The organism is Streptomyces sp. CB02058 (genome assembly GCF_001905505.1).
In the GTDB taxonomy this organism is placed as follows: domain Bacteria; phylum Actinomycetota; class Actinomycetes; order Streptomycetales; family Streptomycetaceae; genus Streptomyces.
Genome location: NZ_LIPG01000003.1, coordinates 800,852 through 827,500, shown reverse-complemented (window position 1 = coordinate 827,500; position 26,649 = coordinate 800,852). Strand labels below are relative to the sequence as shown.

The 26,649-nt window shown below is 70.5% G+C and carries 24 protein-coding genes; 6 read left to right on the top strand and 18 right to left on the bottom strand.

Translation table 11 applies throughout. From position 1 onward, the window contains the following. Positions 1–215: 215 nt before the first annotated feature. From AMK10_RS17190 to AMK10_RS17180, 3 genes are all read right to left on the bottom strand, one after another. A complete protein-coding gene (locus tag AMK10_RS17190; protein WP_198959715.1) occupies positions 216–1,538 on the bottom strand; it encodes a hypothetical protein in 1,323 nt (440 codons plus the stop codon). 132 nt (positions 1,539–1,670) lie between these two features. Further along, complete coding sequence (locus tag AMK10_RS17185) at positions 1,671–2,051, bottom strand: PPOX class F420-dependent oxidoreductase (RefSeq protein ID WP_073748667.1); 381 nt, start codon at positions 2,049–2,051, stop codon at positions 1,671–1,673. A gap of 20 nt (positions 2,052–2,071) precedes the next feature. Then, entirely contained in the window at positions 2,072–2,353 is a 282-nt protein-coding gene (locus AMK10_RS17180) for a helix-turn-helix domain-containing protein (RefSeq protein ID WP_073748666.1), read from the bottom strand. Between the two features lie 41 nt (positions 2,354–2,394). Between AMK10_RS17180 and map the strand changes: the two genes are divergently transcribed. Beyond that, positions 2,395–3,162, top strand: a complete 768-nt coding sequence (gene map / locus AMK10_RS17175) for a type I methionyl aminopeptidase (RefSeq protein WP_073748665.1) — start codon at positions 2,395–2,397, stop codon at positions 3,160–3,162. Positions 3,163–3,189: 27 nt separating this feature from the next. Here map and AMK10_RS17170 read toward each other — a convergent pair whose 3' ends face one another. Beyond that, on the bottom strand, positions 3,190–3,882 hold the full coding sequence (locus AMK10_RS17170; RefSeq protein WP_198959714.1) for a glycoside hydrolase family 75 protein: 693 nt from the start codon (positions 3,880–3,882) through the stop codon (positions 3,190–3,192). Between the two features lie 152 nt (positions 3,883–4,034). Then, positions 4,035–5,840 (bottom strand): gamma-glutamyltransferase, encoded by a 1,806-nt coding sequence (gene ggt, locus AMK10_RS17165; RefSeq protein WP_073748663.1) that lies wholly within the window; start codon positions 5,838–5,840, stop codon positions 4,035–4,037. A 105-nt stretch (positions 5,841–5,945) separates the two neighbouring features. Between ggt and AMK10_RS17160 the strand changes: the two genes are divergently transcribed. After that, a complete protein-coding gene (locus tag AMK10_RS17160) occupies positions 5,946–6,692 on the top strand; it encodes a hypothetical protein (protein WP_073748662.1) in 747 nt (248 codons plus the stop codon). 298 nt (positions 6,693–6,990) lie between these two features. On the opposite strand, the gene AMK10_RS17155 is transcribed toward AMK10_RS17160, so the two are convergent. The 13 genes from AMK10_RS17155 to AMK10_RS17095 all read right to left on the bottom strand — a co-directional run bounded on the left by AMK10_RS17155 (position 6,991) and on the right by AMK10_RS17095 (position 22,126). Next, positions 6,991–8,001, bottom strand: coding sequence for a LacI family DNA-binding transcriptional regulator (locus tag AMK10_RS17155; RefSeq protein ID WP_073748661.1), 1,011 nt, complete (start codon positions 7,999–8,001; stop codon positions 6,991–6,993). A 248-nt stretch (positions 8,002–8,249) separates the two neighbouring features. Then, a complete protein-coding gene (locus AMK10_RS17150; protein ID WP_073748660.1) occupies positions 8,250–9,854 on the bottom strand; it encodes a glycoside hydrolase family 13 protein in 1,605 nt (534 codons plus the stop codon). Positions 9,855–9,978: 124 nt separating this feature from the next. Beyond that, positions 9,979–10,839 carry a carbohydrate ABC transporter permease gene (locus AMK10_RS17145; protein ID WP_241839605.1) on the bottom strand — a complete coding sequence of 287 codons (861 nt, stop codon included), beginning with the start codon at positions 10,837–10,839 and terminating at the stop codon, positions 9,979–9,981. A gap of 133 nt (positions 10,840–10,972) precedes the next feature. Further along, the gene (locus AMK10_RS17140; protein ID WP_073748659.1) at positions 10,973–11,917 is read right to left on the bottom strand and encodes a carbohydrate ABC transporter permease; all 945 of its coding nucleotides are present in this window, start codon (positions 11,915–11,917) and stop codon (positions 10,973–10,975) included. A 78-nt stretch (positions 11,918–11,995) separates the two neighbouring features. After that, entirely contained in the window at positions 11,996–13,330 is a 1,335-nt protein-coding gene (locus tag AMK10_RS17135) for an ABC transporter substrate-binding protein (protein ID WP_073748658.1), read from the bottom strand. 620 nt (positions 13,331–13,950) lie between these two features. Next, positions 13,951–15,090: a ThiF family adenylyltransferase gene (locus tag AMK10_RS17130; RefSeq protein ID WP_073748657.1), complete on the bottom strand. Its 1,140-nt coding sequence runs from the start codon at positions 15,088–15,090 to the stop codon at positions 13,951–13,953. 402 nt (positions 15,091–15,492) lie between these two features. Next, positions 15,493–16,656, bottom strand: a complete 1,164-nt coding sequence (locus AMK10_RS17125; protein ID WP_073748656.1) for an acyl-CoA dehydrogenase family protein — start codon at positions 16,654–16,656, stop codon at positions 15,493–15,495. A 97-nt stretch (positions 16,657–16,753) separates the two neighbouring features. Then, positions 16,754–17,518 (bottom strand): 4'-phosphopantetheinyl transferase family protein, encoded by a 765-nt coding sequence (locus AMK10_RS17120; RefSeq protein WP_073748655.1) that lies wholly within the window; start codon positions 17,516–17,518, stop codon positions 16,754–16,756. Next, positions 17,503–18,222, bottom strand: a complete 720-nt coding sequence (locus AMK10_RS17115) for a class II aldolase/adducin family protein (protein ID WP_073748654.1) — start codon at positions 18,220–18,222, stop codon at positions 17,503–17,505. Before AMK10_RS17115 ends, AMK10_RS17120 begins: the two co-directional genes overlap by 16 nt. A gap of 13 nt (positions 18,223–18,235) precedes the next feature. Beyond that, the gene (locus tag AMK10_RS17110; protein ID WP_073748653.1) at positions 18,236–18,982 is read right to left on the bottom strand and encodes a dihydrodipicolinate reductase C-terminal domain-containing protein; all 747 of its coding nucleotides are present in this window, start codon (positions 18,980–18,982) and stop codon (positions 18,236–18,238) included. Further along, on the bottom strand, positions 18,972–19,241 hold the full coding sequence (locus AMK10_RS17105) for a hypothetical protein (protein WP_079180738.1): 270 nt from the start codon (positions 19,239–19,241) through the stop codon (positions 18,972–18,974). The genes AMK10_RS17110 and AMK10_RS17105 overlap by 11 nt, the downstream gene beginning before the upstream one ends. A 105-nt stretch (positions 19,242–19,346) precedes the next feature. Continuing rightward, positions 19,347–20,771: a class I adenylate-forming enzyme family protein gene (locus AMK10_RS17100; protein WP_073748651.1), complete on the bottom strand. Its 1,425-nt coding sequence runs from the start codon at positions 20,769–20,771 to the stop codon at positions 19,347–19,349. Further along, positions 20,768–22,126, bottom strand: a complete 1,359-nt coding sequence (locus AMK10_RS17095; RefSeq protein ID WP_107428436.1) for a nitroreductase family protein — start codon at positions 22,124–22,126, stop codon at positions 20,768–20,770. Before AMK10_RS17095 ends, AMK10_RS17100 begins: the two co-directional genes overlap by 4 nt. Before the next feature lie 401 nt (positions 22,127–22,527). Here AMK10_RS17095 and AMK10_RS17090 point away from each other — a divergent pair, with 401 nt between their 5' ends. The 4 genes from AMK10_RS17090 to AMK10_RS17075 are packed head-to-tail and all read left to right on the top strand — an operon-like array spanning position 22,528 to position 26,640. Continuing rightward, entirely contained in the window at positions 22,528–23,946 is a 1,419-nt protein-coding gene (locus AMK10_RS17090) for a condensation domain-containing protein (protein WP_158070877.1), read from the top strand. Continuing rightward, complete coding sequence (locus AMK10_RS17085; protein WP_073748649.1) at positions 23,939–24,919, top strand: ABC transporter ATP-binding protein; 981 nt, start codon at positions 23,939–23,941, stop codon at positions 24,917–24,919. The genes AMK10_RS17090 and AMK10_RS17085 overlap by 8 nt, the downstream gene beginning before the upstream one ends. Before the next feature lie 49 nt (positions 24,920–24,968). Further along, positions 24,969–25,790: an ABC transporter permease gene (locus AMK10_RS17080; RefSeq protein ID WP_073748648.1), complete on the top strand. Its 822-nt coding sequence runs from the start codon at positions 24,969–24,971 to the stop codon at positions 25,788–25,790. Positions 25,791–25,824: 34 nt separating this feature from the next. Beyond that, entirely contained in the window at positions 25,825–26,640 is an 816-nt protein-coding gene (locus AMK10_RS17075) for an ABC transporter permease (protein ID WP_079180736.1), read from the top strand. The last annotated feature ends 9 nt before the right edge of the window (positions 26,641–26,649 follow it).

Genomic DNA, 26,649 nt, shown 5'->3' with positions numbered 1-26,649 from the left:
ACATGTACCACTTTTGTGGGATGCCTCGATCGACGATAGGGGGTTTGTTGTGATTTATCTCCCCAACCCCTTTGCATCTGGCCACGCGTAGCCCCCACGACCCGCGCAGGGCGGCAGACCGCGCTGTGGCCTCCGGGCGCGTTCGGCCTCGGCCGCGCGCGTAAAGTCCGCCGGTCCACCGCGTCGGGTCGGTCCACCGCGCCGGGCAGGCCGGTCTACGGCGCCACGATGCCCGCCACTCGCAGGGCGTGGACGAGGTCCCACTCCCGCGCCGCCGAGACCTCGCGCGCGGCGGCGAGCAGCCGCGGGACGAGGGTGCGCGGTCCGCCCTCGGCGACGCGTGCGGCGTCCTGCGGGGTCCGTGCGCGGACGAAGGCGCCCAGCAGCGCCCGCACCTCGGGTTCCAGGCCCGCCCGGTCGAGCGCGGCCACGGCGTCGGCGATCTCACCGGCGGGCCGGGCCGCACCCTGCCTCAGCAGCAGGCCGCAGTCGCCGTCACGGCCCGCCGCCGCCAGCGCGCCGGCCGCGGCGGCGAGTCCGGCGGGCGGCAGGGAGGACACCTCCCACAGCAGGGTGGTCCAGTCGGCGTCCAGGCCCGCCCCGTGGAGGGCCACGGCGAGCACCGGAAGATGCCCGGCGGGCCAGCCGGCCGCCTCGCAGAGCACGACGTGCGCCTCACCGCTGCGGCCCTCGGCGCGCAGGCGCACGAGCAGGGCCACGGCGTCATCGGCGGCCCGGAGCGCGGCGGGGTCGGGTTCCTCCGTACGCGGGGCCCGTGCGGCCCCCTCCTCGGCGGGCGCGCCGCTGAAACGCGCGCCGCGCGGGGTGGCGGTGGCCGGCGAGGGGGCCGGGAGGACGGGCACGGCGGACGGGAGGAGGTTCGGCTCCGCGTCGTCCTCGATCTCCAGGCCGGCGAAACGCGCCCCGCGCATCTTCCTGCGCTTGGGGGCGGGGGCAGGGGCGGCGTCCTCCGGAGCGCGGCGCGGTCCCGGGACCACGGCGGGCGCACCGGGCTCCTCCTCGGCACGGAACCAGCCGTCCGGCACCGTACGCCCGACCGCCGCCAGCCGGTTGCGGAGCTCCGCACACCGCGCGGTGGCGCGGGCGTGGTCGTCGCGCGCCCAGGCCAGGGCGTCGGTCTCCTCGTCCGGGGCACCGGCCCCGTCGGCACCGGCGGCCCGCATCCGGCGGGCGGCGTAAGCCTGCTCCTGGAGCATCACGCCGAGCCGGTCGGCGAGGGCCTGCCGACCGCCCGGGCGCCTGTCGTGCGCGGCGGCCGACGCGGCGCACAGCTCGGCGGCGCGCACGGACTCCCGCGCGGCGTACGCGCCGCCGCGCGCGGCGGCGAGGTCCTGGAGCAGCGACTCCACCACGTCCCAGGGCGGCACCTCGGTGCCGTCGAAGCAGGCGCGCATGCCCTCGGGATCGCGGGCGCGGAAGACTCCGTACCAGCCCTGCCCGGGGTCGAGCAGGGCAGCCAGGTCTCGTAGGTACTGTGCGAACGCCCTTACTTCCACCGCATGCTGTTGCACTGTCACCGTCGCCCTCACCGGCCGCCCGACTGGAATCTTCCGGTCCGCAGGCATTCGACCGCAGGCGTGTTACAGGGGGGCTACGCACACTTTTCCGGCTCGGTGCGTCCGGAGTGCGCCGAACGGGGCGCGCGCCGGTCAGAGAGTGACGGCGATTCCGGTGTGGGGCCGCTTCCCGAGCCGTACGACCATGGCGGGCCAGTCCACGAGCCAGAACTTCCACGTGTACTTGCGGGCGAGCACCTTGCGCACCGCCGCGGTCCCCGCCGTGTCGAGCAGCCGGGCCGTGCCCTCGGCGCTCGGCGCGCCCTCGGCGATCCTGCCGCGGACGTCGCAGACGGTCACGAGGACCCGGCTGTCGTTGCGCAGCCGCTTGACCTTCCAGGAGTCGGACCGCGTCCAGACGTACAGCACACCGTCGTCCGCCGCCGCCCAGACGGGCGTGGCGACGGGCGTGCCGTCCTTCCGGTACGTGGTCAGGCTGACGTACTCACTGCGCGCGAAGTCCTGGAGAGTCACGGGCGCGACCCTACTCCGCCCTACGCGATGAGCGGCAGGGCCCCCGCCTCCGCCACGGGCAGCGGGACGCAGCGCGCGAGCAGTTCGTCCATCGACAGGCCGAGAGCTCCGGCGAGCGCCGCGACCGTGAAGAACGCGGGCGTGGGCGCCCGGCCCGTCTCGATCTTCCGGAGCGTCTCGGCCGAGATGCCCGCGCTCGCGGCGACCGCGACCATGCTGCGTCCGCCGCGCGCCTCGCGCAGCACTTCGCCGAGCCGCTCGCCGCGGCGGCGCTCTTCGGGGGTCAGGGGGTTACGAACCATGCCGTCATTCTAATACCGGTCGGACCGGTATAGTAATTGGCATGGTTCATCTCAAGACAGACTCATCCATCGAGGCGATGCGCGAGGCCGGCCGGGTCGTCGCGCAGGTGCTCACCTCGGCGCGGAAGGCGGCGGCGGTCGGCGTGACCCTGCGCGAGCTCGACGAGGCGGCGCGCGAGGTCCTGCGCGAGGCGGGCGCGACGTCGCCCTTCCTCGGCTACAAGCCGCACTTCGCCCCGACCCCGTTCCCCGCGGTCATCTGCGCCTCGGTCAACGACGCGATCGTGCACGGGATCCCGACCGACTACCGGCTCCGCGACGGGGACCTGGTGAGCATCGACGCGGGCGCGAAGCTGAACGGCTGGGTGGGCGACTCGGCGATCAGCTTCGTCGTCGGCCCGGCCGCGCCCGAGGACACCCGGCTCGTCGACACGGCGTTCGCCGCGCTGGACGCGGGCATCGCGGCGGCGGTCGTGGGCAACCGGATCGGCGACATCTCCCACGCGATCGGCACGGTGTGCCGGGGCGCGGGCTTCGGGATCATGGAGGACTACGGCGGCCACGGCGTGGGCAGGTCGATGCACGAGGACCCGTCCGTGCCGAACGAGGGGAAGCGCGGCCGGGGCATGCCGCTGCGGCACGGAATGGTGCTGGCCATCGAGCCGATGCTGACCGGCGGCGGCCAGGACACCTACCGCCACGACCAGGACGGCTGGACCCTGCGTACGACCGACGGCAGCCGCGCGGCGCACGCGGAGCACACGGTGGCCATCACCGACGACGGGCCCCGCATCCTGACGGCGCTCTGAGCGGCCCTCCGCTCCCGGTCCGCCCGCTCAGTCCGCCGCGACGAACTTCCGGGCGAGGGCCTCGCCCTCCGTCACCGCCGCCGCGTGGTCCTCGATGGGCGATACGGCGGAGTCGCGGAACAGGATGTACGTGACGCCGGACGCCGTGCCGCCGCTCTTCGGGTCGGGGTCGATCCCGAGGGCCTTCGCCGTGGCGTACGAGGCCTCCCCGATGATCCCGGTGGGGCCGGTGTCCCCGACGACGGCGTACTGGACCTTGTCCCCGTGGATCACGGCGGCCACGCCTCCGCCCTTGATCCCGGACGTGGCGTAGTTCCAGAGCGGGCCGGGACCCGGCACGACGACGTACGGCAACGTGCTGGAGTCCAGCGGCTTGCCGGCCGACGTCTGGAAGGCCGTGGAGGGCAGGAACGAGGGGTCCGTCTTCTTGTTGCAGACCGTGGTGGTCCTCCCGTCGCAGTCGATGTCCATGTCCGCCTCCCAGAACACGGCCCCCTTCGTGCCGCAGACCGGGATCTTCGCCGGGCGGCCCTGGTCCGTCCGGTACAGCCCCTTGGAGATCCGGTCGCAGGTCTTCACCTCGGCCAGCAGCTCGGCGGCGGTGACGGTCCCTTCCCCGGGGACTCCGCCTTGCGGGGTGTCCGCCGTGGCGGGAAGAGCCGCGGCGGCGAGCACCGCTGCGCCGGAGGCCGCGGAGAGGGCGAGCATTCGCGTACGCACCGTGGGAGTTGCCCTTTCACTCGACACGGAGGGCCCGCGCGGGCCCTCCCTGGCCGACGGGGCCCGGTCCGGCCCCGGCCGCCGCACGGCCCCGGGGCCGGCAGGACGCGTCGCGCCGTACCGGCCCCGGGGCTCCCGCACGCGGCGAGCCGTCAGCGACGGCCGCTCGGATTCACCACCATGGCCGAGCCCCCGCCGCGCCGCACCTTTTCGGCGGCCGCCAGCCAGCGGCCGTCGGGGAGGCGCTGGATGCCCGTGGCCGCCCCGATCTCCGGGTTCGCCTTGAAGACATGTCCGAGCGCCTCCAGCTCCGCGCGCACCGGGCTGTCCCAGAGCCCCGGCTCGATCTCGGTGGTGGCCGCGTTGCGCTGGCTGGCGCGTGGCGCGGCGATCGCCTCGACCAGCGGAAGCCCCCGGTCGAGGTGGCCCGTCAGGGTCTGCAGCACGGTGGTGATGATCGTGGCACCTCCCGGCGAGCCGAGGGCCAGGACGGGCTTTCCGTGGTCCAGCACGATGGTCGGCGAGATCGACGAGCGCGGGCGCTTCGCCGGTCCGGGCAGGTTCGGGTCGTGGGCCGCCGGGTTCGCCGGCGCGAAGGAGAAGTCCGTGAGCTCGTTGTTGAGCAGGAAGCCCCGGCCGGGCACGGTGATGCCGCTGCCGCCGGTCGACTCGATCGTCAGGGTGTAGGCGACGACGTTGCCCCACTTGTCGGCGGTCGTCAGATGAGTCGTGTTCTCGCCCTCGAACGTCGTCGGGGCGGCCTCTCCCCCGGTGGCGCAGCGGGCGGGATCACGCGGGTCACCCGGCGCGAGCGGGCTCGTGAGGACGGCGTCGTCCTTGATGAGGCACTCGCGGGAGTCGGCGAAGCGCTGGCTGAGCAGTTCCTTCGTCGGTACGTTCTCGAAGGCGGGGTCTCCGACCCAGCGGCCCCGGTCGGCGAACGCGATCCGGCTCGCCTCGATGAGCCGGTGCAGATACCCCGCCTCGCCCGCCTTCGAAAGGTCCGTGGACTCCAGGATGTTGAGGGCCTCGCCCACGCTCGTCCCGCCGGACGAGGACGGTGCGATGCCGTAGACGTCGAGGCCCCGGTAGCCGACCTTCGTCGGGGCCTGGCCCAGCGCGCGGTACGCCTTGAGATCCTTGGCCGTCAGATCCCCGGGACGCACCACACGGGTGGCCGCCGGGTCCACGGGAGGCGTGCGCACCGTCTCCACGATGTCCCGGGCGAGTTCGCCCCGGTACAGCTCGTCGATGCCCTCGCGGCCGAGCGTCCGGTACGTGCGGGCCAGGTCGGGGTTCTTGAAGACCGAGCCCGTGACCGGCAACTCCCCGTCGGGAAGAAAGAGTTCGGCGCTGGCGGGGAAGTCCGCGAAGCGCGCCTGGTTGGCCGCGGTCTGGGAGCGGAAGGTCTCGTCCACGACGAATCCGTCACGGGCCAGCCGCTCGGCGGGGGCCAGCAGCCGGCCGAGCGGCTTGCTGCCCCACGCGTCGAGCGCCTTCTGCCAGGTGGCGGGTGTGCCGGGCGTCCCGACCCCCAGGCCACTGGTCACCGCGTCGTTGAAGGGGATCGGCTTGCCGTTCTCCAGGAAGAGCGAGGAGTCGGCGCTGCGCGGGGCGGTCTCGCGGCCGTCGATGGTCCGGACGGTGCGGGTCCTGGCGTCGTAGTGCACGAAGTAGCCGCCACCGCCGATGCCGGCCGAGTAGGGCTCGGTCACACCGAGTGCGGCGGCGGTGGCCACGGCCGCGTCCACGGCGTTGCCTCCCTGCCGGAGCACCTCGATGCCGGCCGCCGACGCGTCCGCGTCGACGCTGGACACCGCTCCCCCGTATCCCACCGCCACCGGGGACTTGGGGGTCTGCGCCGGTGGCGAGGGTGAGGCTGGGGCCGCTGCGCCGAGCGAGCCGATGACGGCGATCACGCTCAGGAACGACACATTCCGGCCGACGGAACCACGCATCCGTACCTCCAGTGAAGGATCGTCCGCGCAGGGTAACGCCGCATCACACGGATCGTCAGGACCGCCTCGGCCGTGTGTCCGAACGGACCGCTAATATGCCCGCTCATGAATGACGACGTACGCAACATCGTGCTCGGCCTCATAGCCGCCGGAATCAGTGCCGCCCTCGGCTGGCTCGCCCGCACGTATCTGTGGCGGCGCAAACTCCGGCGCAAGCAGGCCTTCTTCGGCCTGCCGGGGAACTCCGAGTGCCTGCTCGTCGTCAATCGCGAGGCCGGGGGCGACGGTGCGGTCCACCGCCACGACGTCTTCGCCCTGCTGGAGCTCTCCGCCCTGATCAAGGACTGTTCGGCGCACGCGCAGATCGTGTCCCACGACACCACGCAGCAAGGCTTCGGCGAGCGTACGGAGTTCTGTGTGGGCGGCCCCGGGTCGAACCGGCGGATGGCCGCGCACCTGCAGTCCCTGCTGCCGGGCGTGAAGATCAACACCGGACCGGAGCCGGGCCCCGACCGCGCGGCCTTCCAGATCGGCTCGGAGCGCTACCGGCTGGAGCCGGGCACCAGCGAGCATGTGCTCCTGGCCCGCCTGACGGGTGGTCAGGAAGCACGCCCCGTCTTCCTGCTGTGCGGCCAGCGGGCCATCACCAACCAGGCGGCCTCCCGCTATCTCATGCGCAACTACGAGAAGTTGCAGCGCAAGCACCGCAACAGCTCCTTCGTGCTCCTCCTGAAGGTGGTCAACTCCCAGGCATACGGGCCCGATGTGGTCGAGCTGGTCGGCGACGTGACACGCACCGCGCAGGCGCCGCTGCCCTCCGCGCCCCGCACCTCGCACCGGGCCGCCGGCTGAACCAGGCGCAGGGGCGGGGCGGCGGCACCTCTCCCGCTCCGCCGCCTCCTCGTCGGTGCCGACGGGCCGGCGCCGGCGAGCATGAGACGACTACTTGAGCAATTTGGCGACTTGTTTACGCTGCTTGGCGGAGAGGTTTCCATTCAGTGCCGATTTCGCCAATGATTCCGTACGGATCATGACGGGATAATGTCGCCGAAACGTCAACGGCACCGGCATCGACGCCGCTCCACGGGAGGGCGATACCGGCGCCGATGACGTGATGAACAATCAGTTGGGCACGTAGGGCGCCGGGTTGTCAGTGGGCAGGGGGCGGCGCGGTCGATCCGCGAACGACGAGCTCCGGCTCGAAGAGCAGTTCCCCGAGACGCGGATGCGTGCCCTGTATCTGGGCGCACAGCAGATCGACCGCGGCGCGGCCCATCGCCTCGATGGGCTGGCGCACCGTCGACAGGGGCGGCTCCGTGCAGGTCATGAAGGCGGAGTCGTCGAAGCCCACGACCGACACGTCCTCGGGAACGGAGAGCCGGCGCCGGCGGGCCGCCCGGATCGCCCCGAGTGCGAGCGGGTCGCTGCCGCAGATGATGCCGGTGACGCCCCGCTCCAGGAGCTGCGCGGTCGCCGCCTGGCCGCCCTCCAGCGAGAAGATCGACCGCTGCACGAACTCGTCGGGCAGCTCCCTGCCCAGCGCCTCGGCCGCCATGTGCGCGGCTTCCAGCTTGCGACGCGAGGGAATGTGGTCGGCGGGGCCGATGACCAGGCCGATTCGTTCGTGACCGAGCGAGACGAGGTGGCGCCACGCCTGCTCGATGGCGACCGCGTCGTCGCACGCGACGCAGGGAAAGTCGAGGCCCGCGATCGGCGCGTTGACGAGGACGACCGGTATGTTCCGCTCGGCCAGCAGATGGTAGTGCTCGTGCGGAGCGTCGGCCTGGGCGAACAGGCCGCCCGCGAAGACCACCCCGGACACCTGCTGCTGGAGCAGCAGGTCCACGTAATCGGCCTCCGACACGCCTCCCCTGGTCTGCGTGCACAGCACGGGTGTCAGTCCGTACTGCGCGAGCGCACCCCCGATGACCTCGGCGAACGCCGGGAAGATCGGGTTCTGCAGCTCCGGCAGCACAAGGCCCACGAGCCGGGCGCGCTCCCCGCGCAACTGCGTGGGGCGTTCGTACCCGAGGACGTCGAGTGCCGTGAGCACGGACTGTCGTGTTCCCTCGGAGACACCGGGCTTGCCATTGAGGACACGGCTGACCGTGGCCTCGCTGACCCCTACCTTCTTCGCCACCTGGGCCAGTCGTCGCGTCATACACGCAAGACTAACGCAAAAATCGCAAACTGTTGCGCGAGCCCTGCCATTTCTGTCTGCAACCTGAGAAAGAACTGAGGAACTGCCCCGCGCCACCGAGAGCATCATCATGCGCACGGCCCGGGTGGCACGTCGAGCAGCCCGGCCCGCTTTCGCACGCCGAAAGCGGGCCGGGTCCGTCCGCGGAGATCAGGTCTCGCGCGGAGCGACGGATCCGGGCAGGGCAGGTCACCACCCGGATCCGCCGGTCAGACGCGCAGCCAGACCGCCGTGTCCCCCGGAAGCCGCCCATCCGCGTCGAGCGGTTCGCTCGCGAGCAGCAGCTCGGTGTGGGCGGGCAGCTCGGCAGGGTGTTCCTGAAGGTTCACCACACAGACCAGGCCGTCGGTGCGGGCGAAGGCGAGGATGCCGTGTTCGGAGGGAAGCCAGGTCATCGGACCGTCACCGAACCCGGGGGTGTCGCGGCGGAGCTTCAGCGCCGTGCGGTACAGGGCCAGCATCGAGTCCGGATCGCCGAGTTGGCCGTCCACCGCGTACTGCGGCCAGTACGCGGGCTGCGGCAGCCAGGGCTCCGCGGCACCGCCGAAACCGCTGTGCGGTTCGCCGGCCGCCCACGGCAGCGGGACGCGGCAGCCGTCGCGGCCCGGGTCGGTGCCGGCGGAGCGGAAGTGCATCGGGTCCTGGAGCCGGTCGAGGGGTATGTCCACCTCGGGCAGGCCCAGTTCCTCGCCCTGATAGAGGTAGACCGAGCCGGGCAGCGCGAGCGTGAGCAGTGCGGCGGCCCGGGCGCGGCGGGTTCCCAGGGCCAGGTCGGTGGGCGTACCGAAGGCCTTCGTGCCGAAGTCGAACCCGGTGTCCTCCCGGCCGTAGCGCGTGACCGTGCGGGTCACGTCGTGGTTGCAGAGCACCCAGGTCGCGGGTGCCTTCACCGGGGCGTGCTCGGCGAGGGTGTCGTCGATGCTGCGGCGCAGACGCTCGGGGTCCCAGGGGCAGGCGAGGAAGTTGAAGTTGAAGGCGGTGTGCAGCTCGTCGGGCCGCAGGTAGCGGGCGAAGCGTTCGGAGTCGGGGAGCCAGACCTCGCCGACGAAGATGCCCTCGTACTCGTCGGCGATGGCACGCCAGGAGCGGTAGATGTCGTGGATCTCGTCCTGGTCGAGGTAGGGGTGCGGGTCGACGCCCTCGGTGAAGTCGGGCAGGTCCGGGTGCTTGGTGAGCAGGGCGGCGGAGTCGATACGGACACCGGCGACGCCGCGCCCGAACCAGAAGCGGAGCACGTCCTCGTGTTCGCGGCGGACGTCGGGGTGGTCCCAGTTGAGGTCGGGCTGTTCGGGGGTGAACAGGTGCAGGTACCACTCTCCGTCGGGCACCCGGGTCCAGGTGTCACCGGCGAACTGCGAGGGCCAGTTGTTCGGCGGGAGTTCGCCGTTCTCACCGCGGCCGGGGCGGAAGTGGAAGCGCTCCCGCTCGGCGCTGCCGGGCCCGGCAGCGAGGGCGGCCCGGAACCACGCGTGCTGGTCGGAGACATGGTTGGGGACGATGTCGACGATGACCTTGATGCCGTGCTCGGCGGCGTCCGAGATCAGCTTCTCGGCGTCGTCGAGGGTGCCGAAGGCCGGGTCGATGGTGCGGTAGTCGGCCACGTCGTAGCCGCCGTCGACGAGCGGCGAGAGGTACCACGGGGTGAACCACACGGCGTCCACGCCCAGTTGGGCGAGATACGGCAGGTTCGCGCGGACACCCGCGAGGTCGCCCGTGCCGTCCCCGTCGCCGTCCGCGAAGCTGCGGGGATAGACCTGGTAGATGACGGCGTCACGCCACCAATCGTGGGTGCGGGAGGGGTGCACGGCTGCCACGGGAGGTCCTTTCGGGCAGGTGGGACTCCGCCGCCGGCCGGAACGGGGCATGGAGAGTGCCGGCCGGCGGCGGAGTGCATATGGGTGGTGAGGCGAAGGGGAGGTGAGGGGCGCGGAGCGCGGGTCAGCCCTTCAGGCTGCCGGCGGTGAGGCCCGCCATGATGCTCCGCTGGAAGAAGACGAACACGATGATCATCGGAATGCTCGCCATGACCAGACCCGCCATGATCTGGTTCTGCGTCACCTGCCCCGCGGTCTGGGACAGGCCTACGCTGATCGTCATCTTCTCGCTGTCCGGCAGCACGAGCAACGGCCAGACGAAGTCCTTGAACACCATCACGATGGTGAAGATGGACACCACACCGAGGATGGGCCGCGAGATCGGCAGGATGATCGAGACGAGCACGCGCCACGGCGGCACCCCGTCGATCTCCGCCGCTTCGAGGATCTCGTCCGGAATCGAGTCGAAGAACCGTTTGAGCAGGAAGATGTTGAACCCGTTGGCCGCGACCGGGAACCAGATCGCCCAGGGCGTGTTGAGCAGATTCCAGCCGAAGACCGGCACGTCCGTGACGGTGATGTACGCCGGGATCATGACGACGATCGGCGGGATCATCAGGGTCGCGAACATCGCCCCGAGAATCACGTTGCCGAACATCGGGCGCAGCTTGGACAGCGCGTACGCGGCCGTCACATCCACCGCGAGGGCGAACAGCCAGGCACCGACCGAGTAGAAGAGCGTGTTCTTCAGGAGCAACCCGACGTCGAAGAGCTCCCAGGCGTCCGCGAACACCGAGAAGTCCGGGTCCTTCGGCCACAGGGTCGGCGGCATCTGGGCGATCTCCTCGCCCGATTTCATCGCGCCCGTGACCATCCAGTACAGCGGGAAGACGAACACGAGCGTGAACACGGACAGGACGGCGGCCAGCACCGTCCAGTAGATCCGCGACCCCCAGCGGGACTTGAGCTCGAGGGGCGAGACGATGGTGCGGGAGTGGCCTTCGGCCCAGTGGCCTCGGCGCCGCTTGCTCCGGGTGCGCTCGGCCGGCGGCGTTCCCCCGGGAGTCTCCACGTCGGTTTCCTGGTGGGCTGTGATGTCGACTGTGTGGGCCACGGGACTACCTCTTCTCGTCGCGGGTCAGCCGGAGCTGGACTGCGGCGACCGCAAGGAGAACGATCATGAGCATGACGCCGAGCGCGCTGCCGCCGCCGTAGTTCCCGCCGTAGACGAAGGCGTACTGGTACATCAGGAAGGCGACGGTGACCGTCGCGTTCTCCGGTCCGCCGCCGGTGAGCATGTAGGGCTCGATGAACACCTGCATGGTGGCGACGATCTGGAGCATCAGCATGAGCAGCAGGATCAGCCGGGTCTGCGGGACGGTGACGTTCCAGATCCGCTTGAAGACACCGGCTCCGTCGAGTTCGGCCGCTTCGTAGAGGTCACCGGGGATGTTCTGCAGTGCGGCGAGATAGATCAGGACCCCGGAGCCCATGTTCATCCAGGTGGAGACGATGACCAGGGAGATCAGCGCGGTGTCCGTGGAGTCCAGCCAGGACAGGCCCGGCAGGCCCATGAAGTCGAGCACCTGGTTGAACAGGCCGGGTCCGGGATCGTAGAACCAGCGGAAGAGCAGCACGGAGACGATCGGCGGCAGCATCACCGGCAGGTACACGACGAAGCGCAGGTATCCGCGTGCGTGCCGCAGTTCGTTGAGCACGATCGCCACCGCGAACGGGATCACGTAGCCGCACAGCAGGGCGAGGAAGGTGAAGGCGAAGGTGTTCTTCCATGCCTGGCCGAACGCCGGGTCCTCCGCCACCGCACGGAAGTTGTCCAGGCCCACCCACCGGGGCTCGTCGACCAGGTTGGTCTCCTGGAAGCTGAGCAGGATCTGCCGGACGATCGGCCACCAGGCGAACAGCGCGAAGCAGAACAGGGCCGCGCACAGAAATCCGTAGGCGGTGATGTTGGTGCGAAGAGTCCTTCTCTGACGTGAGGGGCGTGCGGGTGGCCGGCGCCGCGGCCTCGGGGGCCGTGTCGCCTGCACGGTGGGTGTGTCCATGATGATCTCCCGTTCCAGCGCCGCGGGTCGGGGTGCCGCACTCCGTCAGCGACGGATGCGGCACCCGGCCCACGACGGTCAGCTCTTCGCCAGAATCGTGTTCGCCTTGCCCTCGGCATCGGCGAGCAGTTTGTCGATGTCGGCGTCCTCACGGGTCAGGACCGCGGACATGGCCACGTCCAGCACCGCGTAGAGCTCCTGTGCCTTCGCCGGCTCCAGCTTGAGATCGACGTTCGCCGACCCGTCGACGTAGGGCTGGTAGTACTCGACCGGCAGGACCGCGTTCTTCTCGCGGAGTTCGGCGATCTCCTGGCCCGTCGGCGAGTCACCCATGTAGTCGTTGTTCGGGACGCCCACGGCCTCACCGTTGGCCTTGCCGCGCGCGTAGTCGTGACGGCCCTTGCCCGGCGTGTTGAACTGGAAGTCGATCCACTGCAGGCCGGCCTCGGTCTCGGCGGCGCTCGCCTTCGGGTTGATCATGTAGGCCTCGCCTCCGGTGAGCGACGCCTTGCCCTCGGGGATGGGGGCGATGCCGTACTGCTCCTTGCTGCCCTGGAACTTCTGCACCAGGTCGGTGACGACGTCCGGGGCGCCGAGCATCATGCCCGTCTTGCCGGCCGCCATCTGCTGCATCAGCGCCTCCCAGCCGATCAGCACCTTCTTGCCGACGCTGTCGTCCTCCCAGCGCATGTCGTGCAGCGTCTGCAGGACCTGCTTGCCCTCGGCGCTGTTGAAGGCCGCCTTGCCGTCCACGACCATCTCGCCGCCGCGGCTGAAGATGGACTGCGCGAAGTGCCAGCCACCGACGTTGCCGCCGCCGTACTCTCCGTATCCGACGTACCCGTCACCCAGATCCGCGATCTTCTTCGCCGCTTCACGGACCTCGTCCCAGGTCTTCGGCGGGGAGTTGGGGTCGAGGCCCGCCTGCTCGAAGAGCTTGCGGTTGTAGACCAGTCCGACGCTGTAGCTGACGTTGGGCACGCCGTAGGTCTTGCCGTCCTTGGTGAGCATGTCCCGGACGTCCTGGCGGATGTTCCCGAAGTTCTTCACCAGATCCGTGGACGCGGTGATGTCCTTCGCCTGTCCCTTGGCCATGACATCGGCGTAGTTGGTGACGGGGGCCATGAAGACCGTCTCCATCTGACCGCCGGCCAGCTTCGCGGCGAAGGTCTTCGGGTCGAAGCACGGCTGCTGGTCCGTGCTCTTGACCTTGACGCCCGGGTGCGCCTTCTCGAAGACCTTGACGTCGGCGTCCCACGCCGTGCGCTGCTTGGGTGCCGTCTTCGCCGGCTGACACGCCACGGTGATCGTGACATCCCCCTTGGCTCCGGCGTCCGAATCACCACCGCAAGCCGTGGCTGACAGGACAAGACCTGAAGAGATCAGAAAGATCGCGAGGTTGCGGGGCTTCATTGCGGCTCCTCCGAGGTGATACCCAGGGCACTGCCCTGATCGGAGCGTCACACTAGGACGCAGAACAGAGCGACGCAAGATTTCGACCCAAGATTGCATGATTACGACTGCGTCACGAGCGCGATGGACTGATGAGCCCCTACCGGTTGCACCCCACGGGACCGTCGCCGACTCCCCCGGACCCCCGAAGGTGCGCGACCGCCGCCCCGGTGCCCGGCGACCTGGAAATCCGCAGGCGACAACGCCGGTGACACGGACGACCGATGGGCGCCCGTCGCGCCTCGCACCCGCGAGCGCCGGCAACCCGGGGAGCCGTCAGCCCAGAGCGCGAGCAGGCCACCGGAAGACCCTCACAACCGTTCCCCGGTCGTCATTTCTTTCTTCGGACTGTTGAAAAATTGCTGTTCCCACTTGGAAACTTCTGTCCATCTGAACCAAATGTCTGAGTGAGCCTGCCCCGCAGCCCCGCCCGCGCAAGTCCGCTCCCCTCGGCCTTGCGCGGGCCGGACCCCGGAGTCGCGGCGTCGAGTGCGTGCGGTTCACAATCCGGTCGGCGCTGTCGGCGGCGACTGCCGACGCCGGCGGCACGCCGCCTGGAAGTGATCTCCGCCGGTGAGACCTCAGTAGGTGGGCATCTCCGGGTCGATACGCTCCGCCCAGGACAGAATGCCCCCGCCCAGGTGGACCGCGTCGGGGTGACCATCGCGCTTGACCACGGCGAGGACCTCGGCGGAGCGGATACCGGCCCGGCACAGCAGCACGGTCCTGCGGTCCGTGGGCAGCCGTGCGGAGGCGTCGCCGTGCAGGAACTCGCCCTGCGGCACGAGCACCGAACCCGGCAGGTGGGCGAAGGCGTACTCGTCCGGCTCGCGCACGTCGACCAGGTTGACCGGCGCGTCCGCATCGAGCAGTTCCTTCAGCTGCTCCGCGGAGATGGTGGACTCCCGCGCGGCCTCGGTCGCCGCCGGCGAGAGCAGTCCGAAGAAGGGCTCGGCAGCGGTGGGTTCCGCCGGGCGCGCGGCACACTCGTGCGGGCACAGCGGTACGGTCGCGCAGGTGCCGGCCATGGCGTCGTACTCCATCACCCGGCCGACCAGCGGCTCGCCCTGACCTGTGAGCAGCTTGACCACCTCGGTGGCCAGGGCGACCCCCAGCCAGGCGCCGACCACCTTCAGCGCGCCGGACACGCCCCGGAAGTAGGGAGCGGGAGGCTTCGGGAACAGGTCCCTGATGCCCGGGCCGTGCCGGTCCCAGAAGACCGAAACGCGTCCTCCGGTGGCTCCCATGGCCCCCCAGACGAAGGGAATGCCTGCCTCGGCGCAGACGTCGTCGACGAGTTGACATCGGGCCGGGTCCTCCCCCGCGCACACCACGAGGTCGTAGTCCCGGACCAGTTCGCGTGCGCGCGGCAGCTCGAACCAGCTCTCCGCGACGGTACGCACGCCCGGATGGGTACGCCCGAGCGCACGGGCCCAGGCAGCGGCCCGGTCCGCGGGCCGCGCGTCCGGGAATCCGAGGTAGCGGTCCCACGGTTCCATGGGCGAGCCGTCGGCGACACCGATCATGCCCACGCCGGAGTCGGCGAGATGAGCGATGAGCGGGGCGCCCATCTCGTCGGCGCCGACGACCAGGACCCGGCCACCGGCGAGCCGGCGCTGCCCCTCGGATCCGTGTCCGGCGAGTATCAACTGGTGTGCCTGGCGCTTCGTTTCTCCGGTGGGCAGGCCGGTGGCAGGTCGCGCCAGCGGGGGAAGCGGCATGAGGGTCTCCTATGGGTGTCCGGGAGCGGTCACGGCTGCTGGGCGACTGCCTCAACGGCCGGGTCGGGTACGTGAGGGATCTTCGGCATGGCGGTGCTCGCGCCCACGCCGTACGCCGGAGCCGCTTCAGTCGCGCGATCAGGTCGCGCTTCAACTGCGCGCGGGCGAAGGGCTGTTGCGGGAGCCGACCGGGAACAGCGGGACGGCGTCCTACGCGGTGGGGCGGGCGTTGCCGTGCTTCAGCAGGGGGTGGATCCACCCGGCCGGGGCCGGACACGGCACCCTCGGCCGGAGTGCGGATTCCGAAGCGCCTGCGGGGCCGGTCATGAGTGCACCGCGATGGACGGCACGCCGCTCCGCGGTGGGGCGGCGGGTTCGCATGTGCCACCCGCAGGGCGCCGGTCACAGTGAGGTCGAGATCACCAGACGCTGGATCTGGTTCGTGCCCTCGATGAGCTGGAGCAGTTTGGCCTCACGCATCCAGCGTTCCGTCGGGTGGTCGGTCACATATCCGTAGCCGCCCAGGACCTGGACCGCGTCGGTGGTCACACGCATCGCCGTGTCGGTGGCGAAGAGCTTGGCCTTCGCGGCGGCGGCCGAGGAATGCTCCCCGGCATCGAGCCGGCGGGCGGCGTCGAGCAGCAGCGCGCGAGCGGCGGTGACCTGGGTTGCCATGTCGGCGAGCATGAAGCCGATTCCCTGGAAGGAGATGATCGGCTTCCCGAACTGCTGCCGGGTCTTCGCATAGGAGACGGCATAGTCGAGCGCGGCCTGGGCCAGCCCCACAGCGCAGGCGGCGATACCGAGGCGCCCTCGGTCGAACAGGCCCATCGCGATCAGGAATCCCTTGCCGGGTCTGCCGATCCGTCGGTCCTGGCCGATCTCCGCCCCGTCGAAGACGATCTGGGCGGTCGGCGAGGAGCGGACGCCCATCTTGCGCTCAGGGGCCTGCGGGCGGATTCCTGGTGTGTCCGCGGGCGCCAGCAGCAGGGACAGGCCGCGCACCCCGTCGCTTCCGGTACGGCAGAACACGTTGTAGTAGTCGGCGGCGCCCGCGTGGCTGACCCAGGACTTGACTCCGTTCACGACGTAGCCGTGCTCGTGCGGGGTGGCCGTCGTCCGCAGGGCCGAGATGTCGGAGCCGGCTTCCGCCTCCGAGATGCAGTTCGCGCCGAGGAGTTCGCCCCCCAGCATGTCCGGGAGCCAGGCGGCCCGCTGTTCCTCGGTGCCGAAGGCGGCCAGGCCGTAGCACGAGAGCACGTGGATGTTGACCGACTGGGCGACCCCCAGCCAGTGCTGGGCCAGGGTCTCCAGCACGGTGAGGTACACCTCGTAGGGCTGGCCGCCTCCGCCGTACTGTTGCGGGTAGGGCAGTCCGAGCAGCCCGGCCCGGCCGAGCGTCTTCAGCAGGTCGCGGGGGAAGGTCGCTTCGGACTCGAACCGCTCGACGCGGGGGGCGAGTTCGGCGGCGGCCAACTGCCGGACGAGGTTCAGCAGGTCCTGTGCCTCCTCCGTCCAGGCGGGCCCGGTGGGCCGGGAGTGACGGGTGGGAGCGGTGGTGGGCATGGCGGCGTCCTCACGTGTGGCGGGTTCGTGCTCTGTCGGTTCTTCGGCACGGGTGAACACGGGTGTCGGGCGGGGCCCCAAGGGTGCGGCCGTGGCGCTACCGAGAGCGCGGTCCGGCGTTACGGGAGCGAGGACGCAGCGCGAGCGCCACGGGGCAGCCCTGGAAGGGGGGCATCCGGTACCAGTGCGTCCCGCGCCAGTTGCCTCGCCGAACACCCGGCGGGACACGGATGCGCCAGAGGTCCGCACCGACACGCAGGCCGAGCGACTTGGCACACGCCTCGCGAACCGTCCAGGCATCGGCGAACGCGTAATGGGGCTCGCCGGCTCGCGCTTCCTCGTTGCCCTCGCCGAGGCCGGCGACGGTCCCGACGGAACCGCGGCTGTCCCGTCGCAACCCGGAGGCGGCCCGGGTGATGGGTTCGGATCCGCCCACACCGTAGCGGTGCAGCAGGCTGGCACTCACCGGCACGGGGATCTGGATGTCGATCCCCACCTCGCAGCCGTGGGCGGCCGTCACCGCGATCCGGCCCGCGCTGTGCGAGATGCTCACGTCCACCTCGCGGGCGCTCGGGCAGAACGGCCGCTTGCCGTCCCGCGTGCCGATCCGCACCTCTTCGGCCGGTGCGCCGGTCAGTTCGGCGACGGCCAGCCGCAGCAGAGCGCGGCCTGCGAGAAACTCCGTGCGCCGCGCGGCGGAGAGCGTGTGCGGCGCCCGCAGGTCGTCGGTTCCCCCGGCGGCGATCCGGAGGTTCGTCTCGTCCACGCGCCCGAGCAGCGTCACCGTCCTGACGTCGCCGTGCGCGAGTGGCAGCAGGACCGGCCGGGCGGTGAAGCCGGCGGGGATCAGGCCGGCAGCCACTGCTCGGCTTCGGGCCATCGCCGTACGGCTCGACGCACCGCGTAGTCCCAATAGGAGCGTACGGACAGGTCGGCGTAGATGAAGTCCTGTTTGAGCCGGACGTCTTCGGAACTGGAGTAGTGGTACGCCAGTCCTGTGGAGAGCGCGGCGAGCTGGAGGCGGCAGGCGCGTTCCAGCACCTGGGCGAATATCGCGGCATGGCGCACGCTCTTGCCGACGATCACCCCTCCGTGGTTGCGCAGGAAGACGGCGCGGCCGGTGTCCCCGAGCTCCTTCGCGATCCGGTCGCCGGTGGCGATGTCGAGGACCGTGTTGCTGGTGGTGGTGAAGACGCTGGTCGCGTCGGCGAAGTAGGAACCCTCGTGGGAGAGGGGGCGCAGTGCGACGTCGCAGGCACCGAACAGCAGGGTGTACGGGGCGTGGCTGTGCACGATGCCGTTGACGTCCGGCCTGGCCCGGTAGATCGCCTGGTGGAGCGGGAGTTCGGGTGGCGCCATGCGGGGGGCCGGTTGCGTGTGGTCCAGCGTCGCGGTGACGGTCTCCTCCGGCGTGACCTCGTCGAATCCGCACAGTGCGTTCTTGATCAGGAAGGTGTCCGCGCCGGGTGTCCTGGCCGATATCTGCCCTTGGTTGAAGTCGTCGTGTCCGTCCAGGGAGAGCATCCGCCCGCCCAGGGCGAGCTGGTTGGCCAGCCTGCGTGTCATCAAAAGGCCTCTCTCATGGGTGGTCGCCCAAGGGGCTCGTCGACAGGGCGTGGAAGAAGTCGTCCAGGGCGATCAGGCCGGGCGGATGCCTCGGCAGACGCTGGGCGAAGGCCAGGGCGGTGCGGGCGACGGCGCACAGGGAGGTCACCTGGTGGTGGACGGTGAGGGCTTCGTCGGCGCCCCAGGTCCAGGTGATGGAGTGTTCACTGACCTCCGGGCCTCCGCGGCGAAGTCCCAGCTTCGCCTCCGGATGCCCGCCGCCGTCCGTCCAGGCCGTGGCGAGTCGTTCGGCCGTCGCGCTGACCCGCGCCGCCTTGCGTGCCGGGTGACGGTCCAGGACGTCCACATGGGGGGTCGTGAGGTGGTGGGCGGTGGCGACCAGGCCGGCCAGTCTGCGTTGCAGATAGCTGCCGAAGGAGAGGTTGACGGCCTCGAGCACGGGCACCGCGGCAGCGACCTCGTCGAGCCGGCCCGCGTGCCGCGGCCGCAGGTGGGACACGCATTCGAGCAGCGGCACGCTGTGCTTCAGGCAGTACGCGGCGACTTCGGGGAAGCCACCGGGGGCGCCGGCATCGATGAGGACGTCGGGCACGGATTCGGCTGTCCAGCCGGTGCTCGCCCGTGCCCGCAGGCTCACGGGGATGCGCGCGTCCGTGCAGGCCTGCAGCAGCGCACCTCCGAGCCGTCCCGCACCGATGATGCCGACGGTGAGGGGCGGGCCGTCGTGCTGGAGGGCGGCCGGCGGCGCGTCAGGCGGCATCGGAGCCGAGCTCGGCCAGAACGGCGGCGAGGATGCCGTCCACCGTGCCGAGCGCCTCGGCCCCTTCGTCGGCGTCCAGATAGACACCGAACTCGTTCTCGATGGCGTCGAGCAACCGGATGTAGGAGAGAGAGGTGTAGTTGACGGCTTCGAGCACACCTCCGTGCGCCTGAATGTCCGAGATGGTGATGTCGCCTTCGTGGGACGAGATGATCAGGCGGAGCACGCCCTCACGTATCAGCTGCGGGCCGGCGGACATGACTGACTCCTCGAGATGGGGCCGGCGGATCTCCCCGTCGGCTGCGGGTGCCCGGGCAGGGTGCCGGGAAGAGCGGTGTGGAAGGGGCGGAGCGGTACGGCGGGCTCAGGAAGGGCCGGCGTCGAAGAGGCTCCGCAGTTCGTGGAGCACCGGCTTGCCGATCACCGTGGTGGGGATGGCGTCGACGACGCGGATCAGTGTGGGGACCTTGTGGGCGGCCAGGTTGTCGCGCATGCGCAGGCGGACCTCGCCGGCGTCGAGCCCGTCGCACAGGACGAGTACGGCGGCTACGGCGGGCTCGCCGTGCTGGTCGGGAACTTCGAGGACCACGGCCTGCTCCACGCCGGGCACGGCATTGACGGCGTTGGTGACCTCGACCGGGTCGACCTTGCGGCCACCCACGTTGATCATCCGGTTGGAGCGGCCGGTGAGCACCAGCTCGCCGTCCTCCAGGCGCCCGCGGTCCCCGGTGCCGTAGTGGCCGCCTTCGTCGATCCGGCTCTCCAGAAGGCCTGGGGCGTTGAGGTAGCGGGTGGCCATCGAGGCGCTGCGCACATGGACGGCCCCGTCCTGGTCGGCAGTGGCCCCACGGGTCTGGATGTCCACCCCCGGCAGCGGGCGGCCCAGGCTCTGCGCCGAGGTGACGGTGGAGTAGGTCAGCGGTCCGGCCTCGGCGACGCCGTAGTAGTTGCCTATCGGGACCCCGGTCAGTTCCGTGAACCCCTTCTTGGTGTCCGCGCGCAGCGGAGCCCCGGAGGAGATGGCGACGTGGACGGAGGCGAAGTCCGTGCGGCCCCCGCCGGTGCGGACGAAGGAGTCGTAGAGGGCGGGGAAGGCGACCAGCCGGGTGGGCCGGGCTTCGGCGACGAGCCGGCGGATCCGTCCGCTCGTCGGCAGCCCGTGCGACAGGAGCAGCTGGGCGCCGACCAGGAAGCTCGACAGGAGGGAGGTGTTGAAGGCCAGTCCGTTGGACAGGCCCGCGCAGCACAGGACGCGGTCATCGGCCGTCATGGAGGTGCCCACCGCCCAGTTCTCCGCCGCCGCGCGCACCGCCCGGCCGGAGAATTCCAGGCAGTTGGGCTTGCCGGTGGTACCGGAGGTGAAGCGGCAGACCTCGGTGTCGGGGTGAAGCGGGTGACGGCGCTCGGCGATACGGCGGTACGTGGCGGTCAGGCCCGGCAGCGCGGGGATCGTGTCGCCTGCCGTGTCGCGGTCGTGAAGGACGAGGTCGAGCGAGCAGTCCTCGTGGATACGTGCCAGTTCGCTGTCGCCGGCCGAGGCATCGACGAGGAACGGCACTGCCCCTGCGTGCAGGATGCCGAGGTAGGCGGTCACCCACGTGGTGCTGTTGCGCGCGGCCAGACCGATCCGGGGGCGGTCGTCCACGGCTCGGGTGCCGCTGAGCCACTCGGCAGCACGCAGACTCCGCTCGTGCAGGGCGCGGAAGCCGATCGGGGAGTCGGGGCCGGACAGTGCCGGACGGTGCGCGTACCGGTCGGCGCACCGTGCGAATTCAGCGGCGAGGATCATGAGCGCTCGTTCTGTGCGTAGGCGACCGCGAGGCGGTCGAGCTTCGGAGCGTCAGGTGTGTCCACGCCCATGGCGACCGCGTACACCACATCGTGATCGGCGGGCAGTCCGGCCAGCCGCTGCCACCGCCCGCTGTCGAAACCACCGACACCCGTGACGGCGAGACCGCACCGGGCCGCCTCCAGATAGACCAGTTGGGCCAGCGCCCCGGCGTGGTAGAGGACCGTCCACAGCTGTGAGCCGCCCGCCTCTTCGATGAGTGAGGCGGTGGGTGCGTGCAGCAGCAGCACGGCCGCTGTGTCGGCCAGATGGCGTTGAGCCATGAAGGCCTCGGTGACCGATTCGTCGGGCAGCTCGGGTATCCAACGGACGCCCAGGCCGGCCGGCCCGGCCGACCGGTCTCGTTCGCACTTCTCCTGGCGCATGACCAAGGTGGCGTGGGGCGGCGTTCCCGCGAGGGGCAGCAGGTCGTGGAAGACGGACATCGCGCGGCCGACGGTGGCGTGCACGTCACGCGCGGGGACGGTGCCGGGCGCGAATCCGGTAGCCGACCGACGGCTGTGGAACGCCGTCCGCGGCACGAGAGGTGCCCTGCCTCTGCGCCGTACAGCCATCGGCAGCGAGATGGCCGCGCCGACCGGACCGGCCGCGGACCCTTCGGACCCGGTGACGAGAGACTCCCAGCAGAGCCGCTCCAGCCAGTGCGGCTGCCGGCGCAGCGAGGCCGGCCGGGTGGTGCGGGCGTCGCGGACCACCCAGCCGGACGGTTCGGCATCGGGGCCGTTGCCGGCCGGCACCGCGGTGACGGCCAGAGCCGAGTGGACCTCGGCGCACTCGCCGTACTCTCTGACCAGAGGCTCCAGACCCGGCGGGCGCTGGCGCAGCACGATGCTCGCACCGAGGCTGTCGGCCGCCAGCACGAGGTTCATGTGCAGGTGCGCCGTGTCCAGCTGGGTGTAGAGGTAGCCCCGGTCACCGTACTTCCGCATGGACAGCCACGGTCTGGTGGCCAGTACGACCACCGCGCCGCCCTCGGGGAGGGCGAGCGCCGCTCGGCACAGTGCCTCGTCGACGTGGGGCCCGCAGCTGAGTAACTGACAGTGCCGCCGGCCCGGGTCGACCTGGTGGAGGCCGGTCGTGCCGGCGTCGTCCCTGGTCAGGATGTAGCACTCGTAGGGGTACGAGGCGCCGGCCGAGGGCACTGCCCGGCGTGAGCTGTCCGAACCGACCATGCCCAGGTCGAGCACGGCCAGGGCGGTGCGCAGTCCCGCGGCGGGCATGAGAACGGGCGGCCGTCCGCCCCCCGCGGAGTCGACCGCCATTCGTTTCCAGAGCGGTTTTGCACGGACTTCCATCGTGATCTGCTCCTCGATTCCTTGGGGATGCAGCCCAGCGTGCGGCCTGGAGTACGGCCTGGAGTACGGCCTCGGAAGCCTGCGCCGCGCCCAGACGGATGCAAAGTATGCATAGAAAGTAGCAAAATCAAGATGGTTGGAAAGTGGATTTTGCCGATCCTCCGCACCAGTCCTCTTCCGGTAACGCACGCATCACCATGGAGATTCAGGGACAAAAACTCACATACATAAGCGTCGAATGGACCGAGGGCCTCCATGGGCTGCCAGGGTCATCAATCCTGTGCCACTCATGTGTCAAAAAATTCAGCTAAGACTGTTGAGAAATGACTCTGTTCCGCGCCATTCTTGAGCCCGCTCACGGCTGGACGCTCCGGCGAGCAGGACAAATGGGAAGAGGACAGGTGACACACCCAACGACCGCCCGCGTGCGGTTCCACGCGGGCCACCCCCGTACCGGGCCGATGACCTGGGGTCAGCGCGCCATCTGGGAGGTGATCCGCTGGCTGCCGCCCGACGACGACTCACTGAACCAGATCGGCTGGGCGCCGGTCGGCTCCGCCACCGTGGCCCAGGTGTGCGACATGGTCCGGCTGCTCGTGGAGCGGCACGAGTCGCTGCGGACGACCTACGCCGAGCATGACGGCGGCCTGGTGCAGCACGTGGCGGCTTCCGGCGAGATCGAGTTCCTGCTCGCCGAACTCGGACCGGGTGACCCGACCGAGGCTGTCGTCCCGCTCGGCGAGCGAATCCGGGCAGGCGCTTTCGACAACGCCGCCGGACTGCCGGTGCGCGCGGCGATCGGATTACGCGCGGGTACACCGGCCGTCGTGGCGATCGCCGCGAGCCACCTGGCGGTCGACGGCTGGAGTTTCCAGATCGTCATGGACGAACTGCGTGCCCTCACCGCGGGCCCGGACGGCGCGGCGGGCCTGCGTGAGCGTTCCCGGCAACCCGTCGACCGGGCCGTGTTCGAGACCTCCGAGGCCGGCGTCCGGCGCGAGAGTCGCACGCTGGACTACTGGGCCCGCCAGGCGAACACGGTTCCCGCGAGCATGCTGGCGACCACCTCGACGCCGCAGCAGCTCGACCGTGACTGGGCGCACATCGACTCCCCCGCCCTGGCACTGGCCGCCCACGCACTGGCCGAACGCGCCCGCTGCAACACGGCCACAGCACTGCTCGGCTCGACGTCGCTGCTGCTGGCCTCCTACCTCGCCGAGCCCGAGGCGGCGCTGCGGGTCATCGTGTCGACCCGTTTCAAGCCCGAGGACGAAGAGCTCGTCGGGGCCTTCAACCAGAACGCGATCGTCCGCCTGCAACTCGCCGACGAGACCACCGAGCAGTTCCTCACCCGTGCCGCCCGCACCGCGTTGAACGCCTACCGGCACGCCGAGGCCTGCCCGGTGAAGATGGAGGAGCAGCTGGAGGAGATCGCCCGCCGGCGCGGCATCGAGCCCGGCGGCTACTGCTTCTTCAACGACATCCGGTTCAGCGCCGAGGAGCGCAACGCCCCGCCGCCCTCGATCGACGGATCGAAGCTGCCCGCCCAGCTGGACGAGGCCTTGGCTCGTACCCGCCTGACCCGTCTGGACAGCGAGGGACGGCAGTCCGGCGCCAAGTTCTTCCTCTTCCTGGACGGGCTGCGCGAGTCCTGCGCACTCACTCTCTGCACGGACCCGCGCTTCCTGCCCGCCTCCGCCGCCGACTTCCTGCGGGAGCTCGAGCTGTTGATGGTGCGGGCGGCCCAGCACCCCGGCACCCCGGTGGGCGAACTCGTCGACCGGTTCCGACGCCATCCGCAAGGAACCCACCATGACTGAGACCACCACGCAGGCGCGGAGCACGGTGCCGGGGCAGACGCCCTTGATCCGCGCGAAGGGACTGCGCAAGCGCTACGAGGCAGCTCGTGGCGAAGGGTTCACCGCGGTCGCGGGCATCGACTTCGACGTCCGGCCCGGGGAGGCCTTCGGGATCCTGGGTGCCAACGGCGCCGGGAAGTCCTCGACGATGCGCATGATCGCGTGCACCTCACCGGCCACCGGCGGCAGCCTCGAGGTACTCGGGCTCGACGCACGGACCGAGGGCTCCCGGATTCGCGCTCGGATCGGTGTGGTGCCGCAGGACGACACCGTCGACGTCGAACTGACGGTCAGAGAGAACCTGTTGATCTACGGGCGCTACTTCGGGCTTCCGAAGGCCGAGATCCGGCGGCGCGCCGCGGAACTCCTCGACTTCGCACGGCTGACCGACAAGGCGGACGAGCGGGTCGAGGCGCTGTCCGGCGGCATGCGGCGACGCCTGACCATAGCCAGGGCACTCATCAACGAGCCCGAGATCGTGCTGCTGGACGAGCCCACCACCGGCCTCGACCCGCAAGCACGCCATCTGCTCTGGGAGCGCCTGTTCCGGCTCAAGGACGACGGCATCACGCTGATCCTCACCACCCACTACATGGACGAGGCCGAGCAGCTCTGCGACCGGCTCGTGGTGATGGACGGCGGTCTGATCGTCAGCGAGGGCACGCCGCGCGGACTGATCGAGCGGTACTGCACCCGGGAGGTCCTCGAACTGCGCTTCGGCCCGGGCGAGCGCGAGGCCATGACCGACAAGGCGCGGGGCCTGGTGGAGCGGATCGAGGAACTGCCCGACCGCATCCTTCTCTACACCGACGAAGGGGAGGCCACCATGGCGGCCGCCCACGCGCGCGGCATCGTCCCGCTGACCGCCCTGACCCGCAGAGCGAGCCTGGAGGATGTCTTCCTCACTCTGACGGGCCGCAGCCTCGTCGACTGAAGCGTCGCCGCCCCCGCCCACCATCCAGGCGTCGCCACGGAGAGTACCGATGACCACGCATGCCTCCCGCTCCCTCGTCCCACCCGGTCGTGCCCGCACGGTCCCGCCCGCCCTGCGCGAGTTCGCCTACTGGCTGCATCGCTACCGCCGCACCTGGCGCGGGACCGTGGTGCTGAACGTGGCCAACCCGCTGCTGTTCCTGACCGGGATCGGCGCGGGACTGGGCACCCTTGTCAACCACAACAACAGTGCCGACCTGGGCGGCCTGTCCTATCTGGCCTTCCTCACTCCCGGCCTGCTCGCCGCCTCGGCCATGCAGACCGCCTACATCGACTCGGCCCACCCGGTCCACCAGTCGGTGCAGTCCAAAGGGCACTACTGGGCGGCGACTGCCACACCGATGTCTCCCGTCGACATCTACTACGGTCACCTGCTGTTCAACATCTTCAAGGTGGCGCTCTCCGCAACGGCCTTCACCGCGGTGGCGGCGGCCTTCGGCGCCGTGGACGCGCTGCGGGCCCCCCTCGTGGTGGTCGCGACCCTGCTGGTCGGGGCCGCGTTCGCCACGCCGTCCGCCGCCTGGGCGGTGACCGCGAAGCGCCAGCCGACGGTACTCGCGGTCCTACGGTTCGGCGTGATGCCGATGTTCATGTTCTCCGGCACCTTCTTCCCTCTGACGCAACTGCCCGGCTGGCTCCAGCCGGTGGTACAGGCGACACCGCTCTGGCACGGGGTCGAGCTGTGCCGTACGGCTGCGCTCGGCACCGGCACCACCGCCGGCACCGCCGTCCACGTCGGCTACCTGGCCGTGCTGGCCGCCGTCGGTCTGCTGCTCGGGCGGCGCACCTACCAGCGGCACCTGCACTCATGACCACCAGCACTCACCCCTGAAAGGCAGGGATCCCATGTCGGCCGTGCTGGGCCCGCACGTCTCCGCTCGTCCCACGCCGGTCCTGCGCCCCCGGGGCGCCCTGGCGATGGTCGAGCGCAATCTGATGATCTACCGGCACAGCTGGCTGCTCCTCGTGGCCGAGATCTTCGAGCCGGTGCTCTATCTCCTCGCCTTCGGCGTCGGCATCGGCGGGCTGGTCGGCAACGTACCGGGCCTCGCCGACGCCGATGTGCCCTACGCGGAGTTCGTCGCTCCCGCCCTGCTCGCCACCACGGCGATGAACGGCGCGATGAACGAGACGACGTTCAACCTGTTCAACAAGCTGAAGACGAACCACACCTACGAGTCGATCCTGACCACGCCGATGACCGTGCGCGGCGTGGCACTGGGCGAGGTCTGCTGGGCTCTGATGCGCGGTGCTCTGGTGACGGCCGGGTTCCTCGTGGCCGTCACCGTCTTCGGCCTCGTGCACAGTCCGCTGGTGCTGCTGGTGGTGCCCGGCGCGCTCCTCGTCGGGTTCGCCTTCGCGGCGCTGGGCCTGGCCGTGGTGACCTACCTGCGGGACTGGCAGGACTTCCAGTACATCCAGTTGGCCATGCTGCCGATGTTCCTGTTCGCCACCACCTTCTACCCCCTGGAGGTGTATCCCCGTCCGGTCCAGCTGCTGGTGGAGTGCCTGCCGCTCTACCAGAGCATCGAGCTCATCCGGCAGCCCTCATTGGGCCGGTTCGGCGTCGAACTGCTGCTCCCGGCCGCCTATCTCCTCGTGCTGGGCGGCCTCGCCCTCGTGCTCGCGTTCCGCCGCCTGGACCGGACCCTGCGCAGCTGAGCGAGGTCG